Here is a 13,224-nt window from a genome sequence, read left to right as displayed (position 1 = left end):
TCGCATGAAACCATTCACTTTGCAAATAGTCAGTACACAAAAACGAAAATCCCGCCCTCCGCCCTTTGCTAAAATTCCCTTATTACTACAGGGTCTGTTTTTCTGTGCAGGCCTGACAATGTTGCGCAATGTAAGGGTCACTTATGATTACTATCGACGGCAACGGCGCAGTCGCTTCAGTCGCTTTTCGCACCAGTGAAGTTATCGCAATTTATCCCATCACACCGAGTTCGACCATGGCGGAGCAGGCCGACGCCTGGGCCGGCAACGGCATGAAAAACGTCTGGGGCGACGTGCCGCGCGTCGTGGAGATGCAGTCCGAGGCGGGCGCTATCGCCGCCGTCCACGGCGCGCTCCAGACCGGCGCGCTCTCCACCTCGTTTACCTCCTCCCAGGGCCTGCTGCTGATGATCCCGACGCTTTATAAGCTCGCGGGCCAGCTCACGCCGTTTGTGTTGCATGTGGCGGCGCGTACCGTCGCCACCCATGCGCTGTCGATTTTCGGCGATCATTCGGACGTCATGGCCGTGCGTCAGACGGGCTGTGCGATGCTCTGCGCGGGCAGCGTGCAGGAGGCGCAGGATTTTGCGCTGATAGCCCATATCGCCACGCTGAAAAGCCGCGTGCCGTTTATTCATTTTTTTGATGGTTTTCGCACCTCGCATGAGATAAACAAAATCGCGCCGCTCGCCGATGAGACGATCCGCGCGCTGCTGCCGCAGGCGGAGATTGACGCCCACCGCGCCCGCGCGCTGAACCCGGAGCACCCGGTGATACGCGGCACCTCCGCTAACCCGGACACGTATTTCCAGTCCCGCGAGGCGACCAATCCCTGGTATAACGCGGTTTATGATCATGTCGAACAGGCGATGAACGATTTCGCCGCCGCCACAGGACGCCAGTACAAGCCGTTCGACTATTACGGTCACCCGCAGGCTGAACGGGTCATTATTCTGATGGGCTCCGCCAGCGGCACCTGCGAAGAGGTGGTGGATGAGCTGCTGACGCGCGGTGAGAAAGTGGGCGTACTGAAAGTGCGCCTGTTCCGCCCGTTCAGCGCGCGTCACCTGCTGGCGGCGCTGCCGCAAAGCGCGCAGCGCATCGCGGTGCTCGACCGCACCAAAGAGCCGGGGGCGCTCGCCGAGCCGCTCTATCTGGATGTCATGACCGCGCTTGCTGAAGCCTTTAACCGCGGCGAGCGTGACCGTCTGCCGCGCGTTATCGGCGGTCGCTACGGGCTTTCATCGAAAGAGTTCGGCCCTGACTGCGTGCTGGCAGTGTTTAACGAACTCAGCGCCGCGCAACCGAAGCCGCGCTTTACCGTCGGTATCTATGACGACGTGACGCATCTGTCGCTGCCCCTGCCGGAAAATACGCTGCCCTCTCACGCCCGGCTCGAAGCGCTATTCTACGGGCTTGGCAGCGACGGCAGCGTCTCGGCCACCAAAAACAACATCAAAATTATCGGCAACACCACGCCGTGGTACGCGCAGGGCTATTTCGTTTACGACTCCAAAAAGGCGGGCGGGCTGACCGTTTCTCACCTGCGCGTCAGCGAGCGGCCTGTCAATTCCGCGTATCTGGTAAGCCAGGCGGATTTCGTCGGCTGCCATCAGTTGCAGTTTATCGATAAATACCCGATGGCCGAGCGCCTCAAGCCCGGCGGTATTTTCCTGATTAACACCCCTTACCCGCCCGAAGAGGTCTGGCACCGGCTGCCGCAGGAGGTCCAGGCGGAGCTCAATAACAAAGAAGCGCGGGTGTATGTGGTGAATGCGGCCAAAATCGCCCGCGAATGCCAGCTCGGCGCGCGGATCAACACCGTCATGCAGATGGCGTTTTTCCATCTGACGCAGATCCTGCCGGGCGACAGCGCGCTTGAGGCGTTGCAGGGCGCTATCGCCAAAAGCTACAGCAGCAAAGGCCAGGAGCTGGTGGCGCGTAACTGGCAGGCGCTGGCGATGGCCCGCGAGTCCATTTTCAGCGTCGCGCGCCAGCCGGTCGACGCGCGAAGCCATCTGCGCCCGCCGGTGGTCTCCGACGCCGCGCCTGATTTTGTTAAAACCGTCACCGCCGCGATGCTCGCGGGGCTCGGCGACGCGCTGCCGGTTTCCGCGCTGCCGCCGGACGGCACCTGGCCGCTCGGCACCACGCAATGGGAGAAACGCAATATCGCGGAAGCGATCCCCATCTGGAAGGAGGAGCTGTGTACCCAGTGCAACCACTGTGTCGCCGCCTGCCCGCACTCGGCGATCCGCGCCAAAGTGGTGGCACCTGAAGCCCTCACCGACGCGCCCGCGTCGCTGGCCTCGCTGGATGTAAAATCGCGCGATATGCGCGGCCAGAAATATGTGCTCCAGGTGGCGCCGGAAGACTGCACCGGCTGTAATTTGTGCGTCGAAGTCTGCCCGGCGAAAGACCGGCAGAACCCGGAGATCAAGGCCATCAATATGATGTCGCGCCTGGAGCATGTGGAGGAAGAAAAACGCCATTACGACTTCTTCCTGGGGCTGCCGGAGATAGATCGCAACAAACTTGAACGTATCGACATCCGCACCTCACAGCTCATCACGCCGCTGTTTGAGTACTCCGGCGCCTGCTCCGGCTGCGGCGAAACGCCGTATATCAAGCTGCTGACTCAGCTCTACGGCGACCGGCTGCTTATCGCCAACGCCACCGGTTGCTCGTCGATTTACGGCGGTAACCTGCCCTCAACGCCTTACACTACCGACGCGAACGGTCGCGGCCCGGCGTGGGCCAACTCGCTGTTTGAGGATAACGCGGAGTTCGGCCTCGGTTTCCGCTTAACGGTCGACCAGCACAAAGCGCGCGTGCAGCGTCTGCTGGCGCAGTTCGCCGATAAGCTAACGCCTGCGCTGTACGCGGCGCTGCAAAGCGACGCCACGCCTGAGGTGCGCCGCGAGCAGGTGGCGCAGTTGCGCCAGCAGTTACAGGGTGTGGAAGGCGCGCAGGAGCTGCTCACCGACGCCGACGCGCTGGTGGAGAAATCCATCTGGCTGATTGGCGGCGACGGCTGGGCGTATGACATCGGCTTCGGCGGCCTCGACCATGTGCTGAGCCTGACCGAAAACGTCAATATTCTGGTGCTGGATACGCAGTGCTATTCCAACACCGGCGGCCAGGCGTCGAAGGCCACGCCACTCGGCGCGGTGACGAAATTCGGCGAACACGGCAAGCGCAAGGCGCGTAAAGATCTCGGCGTGAGCATGATGATGTACGGGCATGTCTATGTGGCGCAGATTTCGCTCGGCGCGCAGCTCAACCAGACGGTGAAAGCGATTCAGGAGGCGGAAGCCTACCCCGGCCCGTCGCTGATTATCGCCTACAGCCCCTGCGAGGAGCACGGTTACGACCTGGCGCTGAGCCATGATCAGATGCGCCAGCTCACCGCGACGGGCTTCTGGCCGCTCTACCGCTTCGACCCGCGCCGCGCCGACGAAGGCAAGCTGCCGCTGGCGCTTGACTCACGTCCGCCGTCGGACGCGCTGGCGGAAACCCTGCTCGCCGAGCAACGTTTCCGCCGTCTCAATGCCCAGCAGCCGGAGGTCGCGGAACAGCTCTGGAAGGACGCCGCCGCCGATTTGCAAAAACGCTACGACTTCCTGGCGCAGCTCGCGGGCAAAGCGGAGTAACTGAACGAGTAGTTTAACGCTTATCTTTATCGCCCCTGTTTCTGGCAGGGGCGTTTGCACCCAGCTCCTCGCGGCTTAATACCGGGTACCAGGTAAATTTATCGCCGGTGGTGCATTTTACCGCCACGCCATTTAAATCTCCGTTCTTCAGAAAAAACCCACGATACTGATTTTCCCCCACCGCTAAATAACGCGTTTTTTCGCCGAGATCATAAATCGTCTGGTAACGATCGCCGCAGCGGAAGGTGGTGCGGGTATCGAACTGATAAAAATTGTTTAATAACGCGCCACCAATGGTGCGGGTATTCGCCATGATTAAACCGGGCATAATGCCAGCAAACGCCGCCACCAGTAATATCTGGCTACCCATGGTAAGCGAGACGCGTTTTTTACGTCGCCGCACGCTCGCTTCCATCAGCGCGGAAACGAGCATAATCAAAATATAAGCGACGTTAAAGGCAATAAACGCGGCCATGAAAAGTGTCAGGCACCATGTGGTATAAGGCATTTGCGCAGCGGAAATATCCCAGGACTCAAGTAAAATGGTGCTGGCAAGCATTTTCCCCAAAAAGAGCACCAGAGCGAGCACCAGCGGCCAGGTTTTACCGAACAGGGACGCGGCCTGCGGGCTTAATACCGACGAACAAAGCAGATAAAAACGCACGAGACAGATGGCACCAAATCCGCAACAGGCCGCGACCAGCAACCAGACTATCGTGGAGTTGGCATGCGCGACCGCCAGCAAAAAGCTTGCTGAGAGTAATAACATTGTGGCTCTTGCCATCGACACCAGCGCTTTTACGCGGCTGTATTGCTGGCGCGGCAGAAAACGCTTCAGGCGTTCGCGCTCCTGAGCATGGAACGCCGCGTGCCCCTGGAATTCAACGATATACGCGCAGATCCACAGCATATTGAACCACAGCGCCGCGCCGACGAGGGACGGATGATGGGTTTTATTGGCGCTGGCGAGCAGAATGAGCGTAATGATCCAGTTAATGCACCAGAAAAGAATAAGCGCGGGAAGCTGACGTGACAGTTTGTGCAATAAGCCGAACATGACCTTTCCTTTTGTCAGAAAAAGCCAACCATAAAGCGAAATATTTTTAGTGGCAACCTGACCACGCGGGTTTAATAACGCTGCGTCACTATTGACAAAATAAGCATAAATAACGGCTGACAACCCCCATAATTAAGGGCAGACGCCAGGTATAATCTGAATGCGTTATTGACTATACTGCGCCGCTTGCCTGAACGGGCGTTATTGCGAAGTGAGAGAAAAAAATGCATACATTAGGAATGATTATTGGCGCGCTGATTGTAATTTTTATCGTTATGGCGATGAAAAAGCGTAAGCGTTAACCGCGCACGCCAGCGCCGCCTCCCTGCGGCGCTTAAGCGTTTACAGCGACATATCCACCACAATACGGCCGGTGATTTTACCGTTGCGCATACGGTCGAAAATATCGTTGATATTCTCCAGCGGCTCCACCGCAATCTCCGCTGCCACTTTGTTATGCCCGGCGAAGTCCAGCGCCTCCTGCAAATCTTTACGCGTACCGACTATCGACCCGCGCACCGTCGTGCCGTCCAGCACCATATCGAAGATAGAGAGATCGAATTTGCCCGGCGGCAGGCCGTTTAGCACCATGGTTCCGCCACGGCGCATCATCGTGGTGGCCTGCGCGAACGCTTTAGGCGATACCGCCGTCACCAGCACGCCGTGGGCGCCCCCGAAGGTGTCATGAAAATGACGCCCCGGATCGACCTCCAGCGCGTTCGCGACGACCTGCGCGCCGAGACGTTGAGCAAACGCCAGCTTATCGTTGTCGATATCCACCGCCGCCACGTTCAGGCCCATCGCATTGGCGTACTGAATCGCCAGGTGCCCTAATCCGCCGATGCCGGAAATCACCACCCAGTCGCCCGGTTTGGTGTCAGTCATCTTCAGCCCTTTATAAACCGTGACGCCTGCGCAGAGGATAGGCGCGATGCTGGTGAAATCGACGTTATCCGGCAGAATGCCCACGTAGTTGGCGTCCGCAAGACAATACTCGGCGAAGCTGCCGTTCACTGAATAGCCGGAGTTTTGCTGGCCGTGGCACAGTGTTTCCCACCCCCCGAGGCAGTGTTCACAGTGGCCGCACGCCGAATATAGCCACGGCACGCCCACGCGATCGCCCTCTTTAATGTGCGTCACGCCCTGGCCGACCGCCACCACATGACCCACGCCTTCATGCCCCGGAATAAACGGCGGGTTTGGCTTCACCGGCCAGTCGCCCTCGGCGGCGTGGAGATCGGTATGGCAAACGCCGGTGGCGGCGATTTTCACCAGCACCTTGCCCGGCGTCACTTCCGGCACCAGAACTTCCTGGATCTCCAGCGGTTGCCCGAAGGCCTTGACCACCGCCGCTTTCATTTTCATCACTTTCATCGGTCACCTCGTTAACGGATAGTTCAGATGGATCAGAAAAGGTTCAGAGGCTGGATGTCGTAGCTGACCAGCAGATTTTTCACCTGCTGGTAATGCTCCAGCGCTTTCTTATGGGTTTCGCGGCCGATACCGGAATTTTTGTAGCCCCCAAAGGCGGCATGGGCCGGGTAAAGGTGGTAGCAATTGGTCCAGACGCGACCCGCTTTGATTTCGCGGCCCATGCGCCAGGCCAGATTGGTGTCGCGCGTCCAGACGCCCGCGCCGAGGCCGAACTCCGTGGCGTTCGCAAGCTTCAGCGCCTGTTCCGCGTCTTTAAAGGTCGTGATGCCGATAACCGGCCCGAAGATCTCCTCCTGGAAGAAGCGCATCTCGTTTTCGCCTTTAATCAGCGTCGGCTCGATGTAGAAGCCCTTCTCCAGCGCCGCGCCGTGGTTCAGGCGAGCGCCGCCCGCGAGGATCTGACCGCCCTCACCGCGCGCGATGTCGATATAGGAGAGAATTTTGTCGAACTGCTCCTGAGAGGCCTGCGCGCCTATCATGGTCTCAGTGTCATAGGGGTCGCCTTTGCGAATGTTGGCCATACGCGCCAGCACGCGCTCCATAAAGGGTTCGTAAATCGATTCCTGAATCAGGGCGCGGGAAGGACAGGTGCACACTTCTCCCTGGTTAAAGAAGCCCAGAATCAGCCCTTCGGCCGCTTTTTCAATAAATTCAGGCTCTGCCTGCATGATGTCGGCAAAGTAAATATTAGGCGACTTTCCGCCCAGCTCGACGGTACTGGGGATAATATTTTCCGCCGCGCACGAGAGAATGTGTCGTCCAACAGGTGTGGAGCCGGTAAACGCGATTTTCTCAATGCGTTTGCTACGCGCCAGCGCTTCGCCCGCCTCCTGGCCGAACCCGTGCACTACGTTAACCACACCCGGCGGCAGCAGGTCGCCGATAAGCTCCATCAGCACGGAAATTCCCAGCGGGGTTTGCTCGGCGGGTTTGAGCACCACGCAGTTGCCCGCCGCAAGCGCTGGCGCGAGTTTCCACGCCGCCATCAGGATTGGGAAGTTCCACGGGATAATCTGGCCGACCACGCCGAGCGGCTCATAAATGTGATACGCCACGGTGTACTGGTCGATTTCCGCGACGCTGCCCTCCTGGGCGCGCAGACAACCGGCGAAGTAGCGGAAATGATCCACTGCCAGCGGGATATCGGCATTCAGCGTTTCACGTACCGGCTTACCGTTATCCCAGCTTTCGGTAAGCGCCAGCTGTTCGATATGGCCCGCCATGCGATCGGCAATCGCCAGCAGCAGGTTTGAGCGCTCCTGCACGCTGGTTTTGCCCCAGGCGGGCGCGGCGGCGTGGGCGGCGTCCAGCGCGCGTTCGATATCGGCAGCGCCTGAGCGCGGGAACTCTGCCACCACCGCGCCCGTCACCGGCGTCGTATTGGTGAAATAGTGTCCTTCGACAGGCTCGACAAACTGACCGCCAATGTAATTTCCATAACGCTGTTTAAAGCTAACGAGAGCACCAGGCTGACCGGGGTGAGCATATTTCATGGCAGGATCCTCAGTGTAGCGACAATCGGTTAAGCACAGTCTGCTGTGCGGCAGGCAGAGATAAGCAGTTCTTATGCCAGAATGGCGGCGCCGCTTACTCTCGTTTTTAAATGCTTTTAAAACAGCGTGTTAATGAAATAAAACAGTAAACCTTTTTCCCTTACTTCAGCGCATGGCCTGGAAAATGTCGCGGAACTGTGTCATGTGTCGCAACACATGGGACACTAAACTGCTACATATTTGAAACATATACACCTACCGGAGAATGCCATGCCGCACAGCGCCTCGTTAACCTCCGCAGGCTTAACGCCGTACTGCGACGAGCTGTCTTTTCCGTGTCCGCTGAACGACTCCTGGCAGCGCAGCCAGCGCTATGGCCTGAGCCGCAGCGACGATGCGACTTCTTTTGTCAGCCGCGCGCTGCTGGAGGAAGCCCGTTCGCAACATGGTTGGCTGAACACGCTGGCGCGCCCGCTGATGCAACGGCTCGGTGAGAGCCTGAACCGCCTGCCCTCGGTAGTGGTGGCCTCCGACGATACCGGCCTGGTGCTGGAGACCTTTGGCAATAACCAGTTTCTGCATAAGGCGCAGCGCGTGGCGCTCGCTCCCGGCAACCTGTGGGGCGAACACGCGCGCGGCACCAACGCCATCGGCACGGCGCTGGCGCTCCACGCGCCCTGCGAAGTCCACGGCAGTCAGCATTTCCTCAACCAGAACGCCGGGCTTTACTGCTACGGCGTGCCGGTGTTCCGCCCGGACGGACATATTGCAGGCGTGCTGGATCTTTCCACGCCCGCGCAGCAACCGGTGCCGGAAGCGGGCAGACTGATGCGCCAGGTGGTGCGTCAGCTTGAACATGACTGGGTTATCGCCCAGCTTGATGCCCGCCAATGGCTGCTGCGCCTGCATGCGGACCCCGCCGCCCTCGGTTCGGCCCAGGAGCTGCTGCTGGCCTTTCGCGATAACTGTCTGGTGGCCGCCAATAAGCTGGCGATGGACGAATTTAATCTCTCAACCGCGCATATCGGCACGCTGTCGCTCGACGCGCTGTTCCCGCAGGCGCTGCCTGCGGACGACGGCGCGGCGCTCACCGCCGTTAATCAGCGGCGTTATCACGCCCGCAGCCAGCTTCCGGCGCGCCGCGTCTGGGCCGCCCGGCCCGTTACAGCCCCGGAGGAAGAGAGCGGCGTGGAGACCGGCAAAGCGCTGCGCCTGCTGAACGCGGGTATCGCCTTGTGCATTACCGGCGAAACCGGCTGCGGCAAAGAGCACCTGAGCCGCCGCCTGCACCAGCAGAGCCAGTGGCGTGACGGCCCGTTTGTCGCCATCAACTGCGCCGCGCTGCCGGAGCAGCTTATTGAATCAGAGCTGTTCGGCTACCAGCCCGGCGCGTTTACCGGCGCCAGCAGCCGGGGATATATCGGTAAAATCCGCGAGGCCGACGGCGGCGTGCTGTTTCTCGATGAAATTGGCGATATGCCGCTGACGATGCAGACCCGTCTGCTGCGGGTATTACAGGAAAAAACGGTGGTGCCGCTGGGTGGCACGCGCGCCGTGCCGGTGGCCTTTACGCTTATCTGCGCCACGCACCGCCCGCTTGATGAGATGGTGGCGCGCGGCGCGTTTCGCGAAGATCTCTTTTACCGTATTGAAGAATACCGGCTGCGCATTCCGCCGCTGCGCGAATGGCCCGCGCTGCCGCGGTTCGTCCAGCGGCTGTGGCAGGAGCTTGGCGGCGCGCGGCGCGGCGTCACGCTCTCCGCAGATCTGATAGCCCATATCGCCCGCCTGCCCTGGCCGGGCAACGTGCGACAGCTGGCGAGCCTGCTGAAAGTATTGCTGGCGCTCGCGGATGAAGGTGACGTTGTCACGTTAAGCGACCTGCCGCTTCCGTATCGCCAGTTGATAAACGAAGAGCCGGCGCGGCTTTCTGACCATGCCGCGCCGGATGTTGACGCTGTGCTGCAAAGCGTTAATGGCAATATGAGCCTTGCGGCACGCAAGCTTGGCGTGTCGCGCAGCACCCTCTACCGACGCTTAGAGAAACAGCGCGCCGCCCTGCGCTAGCGCAGTTGGCCGCTGATATCGCCGAGCGCGTCAATGGCCGTCTGCGGGTAACCTGCGGCGCGCAGCGGCGCGACAATCTCCTGCGCCAGATCCGGCACATACCCGACCAGCAGCTCGCCTTTGCCGCAGAATTCCGCCTCGCCAAGCGCGGCGGGCAGAATAACGCTCTGGGCGCGCTCAAGTCTGGTTATCTGACCGCCTGCGTTGATGGTTACCGGCGCGCCGATATTGGTGACGATACGCACCGAGCTGAAGCGGTAGTCGTAACAGGTATCGAAGCGCCAGCGCTCCAGCGCGAAATAGGGCCCGGCGCAGCAGACGAGACGCTGCACGGCATCACACTCCTCCAGCACCAGACCGCGCTGCGGCTGGGTCAGCAGCTCAGGACGCAGTTCGTCGAGGAGTTTATCGATATTACGCGCCTGTTCTTCAGGCGGCACCGGCGAGCCATCCTCCATATTCCACGGCATCGCGTGCTGCTGAATATCAGAGGTCTGTTCTATTTCATAGATAAGGGTGTCCGGCCCGAAGGAGTGCAACTGACCGCCCGGCACGTAGAGGGTGTCGCCGGTTTTCAGCGGCAGACGGTACATCACGCGGTCGTAATCGCCCGCCAGCAGCGCCTCGCGGATAGCGTCTTTTTTCATGCCGGTTTTAATGCCGGCAAGACAGGTCGCGCCAGGCCCGGCCCAGAGAATATGCCAGGCTTCCGTTTTACCGTTGGGCTGGTTTTCCAGCCGCTGCGCCGTGTCGTCATTCGCGTGCAAATGAACCGGCAGCATGCCGCTGCCGTCGATAAACTTGCTGAGTAGCGGAAAATGCGGGCCGCGCCATCCCGGCGCGACCAGTTCATCGGGATAGCGCGTCGCCAGTTCGCGAAGCGAGGTGCCGGCAAGCGGCCCGTTAACGACGGTTGCTATCATGCCGTCAACGTCGCTTACCTCCCAGGTTTCAGCGATGCGCGTATCGGGCAGTTCCGCTTTGCCGAGCTGCGTTTTAATGCGCGAGCCGCCGAAAATGTGTGTCGCAAGCGGCGTCGTCAGCTTAAGCGGATAGTTGAGCATCCCTCTCTCCTTTTTATCAGATAACCGCCTGACCACCGGTTACCGCGATAGTGGCCCCCGACACATAGCTTGCTTCATCGCTCGCGAGCATCACATAGACTGGCGCCAGTTCGGCTGGCTGTCCGGCGCGCGCCAGCGGTACCTGGCTGCCGAACTCTTTTACCTGCTCCGGCGGCATGGTGGACGGGATGAGCGGCGTCCAGATTGGGCCAGGCGCGACCGCATTGGCACGAATGCCTTTTTCGGCCAGCAGCGCGGCCAGGCTTCCGGAGAAGTTGACAATGGCCGCTTTAGTGGCGGAGTACGCAATCAGCTTCGGTTTCGGCTGGTCGGCGTTAACCGACGCGGTGTTGATTATCGAACCGCCCGCTGGCATATGCGGCACCGCCGCTTTGCAGATCCAGAACATGCCGTAAAGGTTAGTTTTCATGGTGCGGTCGAACTCTTCATCGCTGATTTCATCAAGCGACTCGCGGGTCATCTGGAAGGCGGCATTGTTGACCACGATGTCAATCTTGCCGAAGGTATCGGCCGCTTTCTGCACCAGCGCGCGGCAATGGGCGGCGTCGGTAATATCGCCTGCCACCAGCACGGCCTTGCGGCCCGCCTCTTCCACCAGACGCGCGGTGTCTTTCGCGTCGTCATGTTCGTCCAGATAAGAGATCAGCACATCAGCGCCTTCGCGGGCGTAAGCAATCGCCACGGCGCGGCCAATACCGGAATCGCCGCCGGTGATGATGGCGGCCTTGCCTGCCAGGCGGCCGGAACCTTTATAGCTGGTTTCACCGTGATCGGGCGTCGGCTGCATCTCGGCCGTGCTGCCAGGGACATTCTGCTGCTGTTCCGGGAATGGCGGTTGTGGACGTGTCGTCATGGTTTTCTCTCCTGTTTCTTTTCATTTCGCGTGCCGCGAGGGCTTAGCCACGAAAGACTGCGGGGTTTCAGGAACCTGACGCTGCTAAGCGCCAACGATAAATTCAGGTTTCAGTATAGTTGACGAGTTATATATGCAAGCGAAGCGGGAAACCAGACGGGTAAATTTCACCCACCGCCCGGCGTTATTTCTCATGCGGAATTACACGCAAAGGATATTATTATCGGGGCGGAAACGCGGACGCTAATTCTCTTTATTTACATAGGGTTACGCTAATATAATTCCTCTGCCGGCGAGCTGGAATATTACCGCTCTCGCTCGACGCTTTTATTCTTATAAAGCACAGTCCATAAGCCAGTAATAACGCCGGGCAACGACTGGCGCGCCCGGCGTTTTTAGCGAGGCATGACTTAAATATTCAGATCCACCCACAGGGCGGCGTGATCGGAGCCCGCCTGCTGCGGTTTTTTAAGCTCCGGGTAGACGTCCCATTTGACGGGGCGCTCGCCAGGCCACATCCCTTTGCGAATAACGCCGCCGGCGGTGACGCTCTCCCAGAGCGCGGGCGACAAGAGGATGTAATCGAGCTTGTTATTTTTAGCGCTGTTGCCCCAGGTGCCGGGAAAACCGCCGGTATCGAAAGACGGGTGCGTAAAGGCGTCGCGCAGATCGGTGCCTTGCAGCAGCGGCGAGAGCGTATCGCTGTCCGGCGTGTCGTTAAAATCGCCCGCGATGGCGATAAACCGCTCCCCGGCGTCGCGTCGCGCCTGATAGATTTCCGCCACCCGCTGCGCCTGCGCTTTACGGCGCGCGTCAGACTCGGCTTTACCGCCATAGCCTTTGCTTTTCAGGTGGTTGACCATCACCCACAGCGTCTCGCCGCTCGCCAGCGGCACCGCGTATTCCGGGCAGTCGCGCGAGAAAATCAACTGGCCGCGCGCGTCGCGGTCGTCGACATGGCTGCGCATCGGGCCGATGGGATAATCTGCGCCGGTGAGCAGACCCACATCAATACCCCGACTGTCGTTACCGTCGATGACCATGACGTGGCGAAACGGCTCGCCGCCGAGCGCTGCAATGATCTCCTGGTTGAACGCCGCCAGCGCCGGGCGGCTTTCAGCCTCCACCACGGCCAGCACATCGGCGTGCAGGTCGCTCATTACTCTCGCGGTAATGCGCATCGCGACTTCATCGACAGGCGACTCAATCAACTCCAGCGACCCGACCCAGTCGGCGCGCCCGCTCGCGATAATCTCAATGCCGCCGTCGCGTGGACGCTTTAGCAGACTGCCGCGGTTGCGACGCAGAATAACAAACGGCCCGGTGTCCGACTTCTCAAGGCCGAGCGCCACCAGCAGTTTCACCATCTCTTTTTTGCTGGCCTCGCTGTAGGTAATCTCGCCGAGTAGCGCATTAAGCCTCGCGAATTTCTCCAGCACCGGCCGCCCCTGCGACCAGCTTCCCTGCGACATCACGCGCGCGCGATCGAACAGGTTTTCTACGTTATATGACGCCAGACGCATAGCCCCTCCCGTTATGGTTATCCCTCGCCGTCGTCCTCTCACGCCAGGCGTTGGGTTAA

At 60.0% G+C, this 13,224-nt stretch carries 8 protein-coding genes; 2 read left to right on the top strand and 6 right to left on the bottom strand.

What is annotated here, in order from left to right; genetic code table 11:
• Positions 1–143 precede the first annotated feature (143 nt).
• A complete protein-coding gene (gene nifJ / locus AFK63_RS08160; RefSeq protein WP_038862757.1) occupies positions 144–3,653 on the top strand; it encodes a pyruvate:ferredoxin (flavodoxin) oxidoreductase in 3,510 nt (1,169 codons plus the stop codon).
• Between the two features lie 13 nt (positions 3,654–3,666).
• Here nifJ and AFK63_RS08155 read toward each other — a convergent pair whose 3' ends face one another.
• The 3 genes from AFK63_RS08155 to exaC all read right to left on the bottom strand — a co-directional run bounded on the left by AFK63_RS08155 (position 3,667) and on the right by exaC (position 7,637).
• Positions 3,667–4,710 carry a hypothetical protein gene (locus AFK63_RS08155; protein WP_038862754.1) on the bottom strand — a complete coding sequence of 348 codons (1,044 nt, stop codon included), beginning with the start codon at positions 4,708–4,710 and terminating at the stop codon, positions 3,667–3,669.
• Positions 4,711–5,052: 342 nt separating this feature from the next.
• Positions 5,053–6,084 (bottom strand): alcohol dehydrogenase AdhP, encoded by a 1,032-nt coding sequence (gene adhP / locus AFK63_RS08150; protein WP_038862750.1) that lies wholly within the window; start codon positions 6,082–6,084, stop codon positions 5,053–5,055.
• A gap of 32 nt (positions 6,085–6,116) precedes the next feature.
• Positions 6,117–7,637: an acetaldehyde dehydrogenase ExaC gene (exaC, locus tag AFK63_RS08145; protein ID WP_038862749.1), complete on the bottom strand. Its 1,521-nt coding sequence runs from the start codon at positions 7,635–7,637 to the stop codon at positions 6,117–6,119.
• 270 nt (positions 7,638–7,907) lie between these two features.
• On the opposite strand from exaC, the gene AFK63_RS08140 reads away from it, so the two are divergent.
• On the top strand, positions 7,908–9,704 hold the full coding sequence (locus tag AFK63_RS08140; protein ID WP_038862748.1) for a sigma-54-dependent Fis family transcriptional regulator: 1,797 nt from the start codon (positions 7,908–7,910) through the stop codon (positions 9,702–9,704).
• Here the strand turns inward: AFK63_RS08140 and AFK63_RS08135 are convergent.
• The 3 genes from AFK63_RS08135 to AFK63_RS08125 all read right to left on the bottom strand — a co-directional run bounded on the left by AFK63_RS08135 (position 9,701) and on the right by AFK63_RS08125 (position 13,165).
• Entirely contained in the window at positions 9,701–10,768 is a 1,068-nt protein-coding gene (locus AFK63_RS08135) for a class I mannose-6-phosphate isomerase (RefSeq protein WP_038862747.1), read from the bottom strand. The genes AFK63_RS08140 and AFK63_RS08135 overlap by 4 nt on opposite strands.
• Positions 10,769–10,784: 16 nt before the next feature.
• Positions 10,785–11,642 carry an SDR family oxidoreductase gene (locus AFK63_RS08130; RefSeq protein ID WP_038862745.1) on the bottom strand — a complete coding sequence of 286 codons (858 nt, stop codon included), beginning with the start codon at positions 11,640–11,642 and terminating at the stop codon, positions 10,785–10,787.
• 410 nt (positions 11,643–12,052) lie between these two features.
• Positions 12,053–13,165, bottom strand: coding sequence for an endonuclease/exonuclease/phosphatase family protein (locus AFK63_RS08125; protein ID WP_038862744.1), 1,113 nt, complete (start codon positions 13,163–13,165; stop codon positions 12,053–12,055).
• Positions 13,166–13,224: the final 59 nt, after the last annotated feature.

This window comes from Cronobacter muytjensii ATCC 51329, from assembly GCF_001277195.1.
In the GTDB taxonomy this organism is placed as follows: Bacteria; Pseudomonadota; Gammaproteobacteria; order Enterobacterales; family Enterobacteriaceae; genus Cronobacter; species Cronobacter muytjensii.
This window is presented reverse-complemented; position numbering and strand designations above follow the sequence as displayed.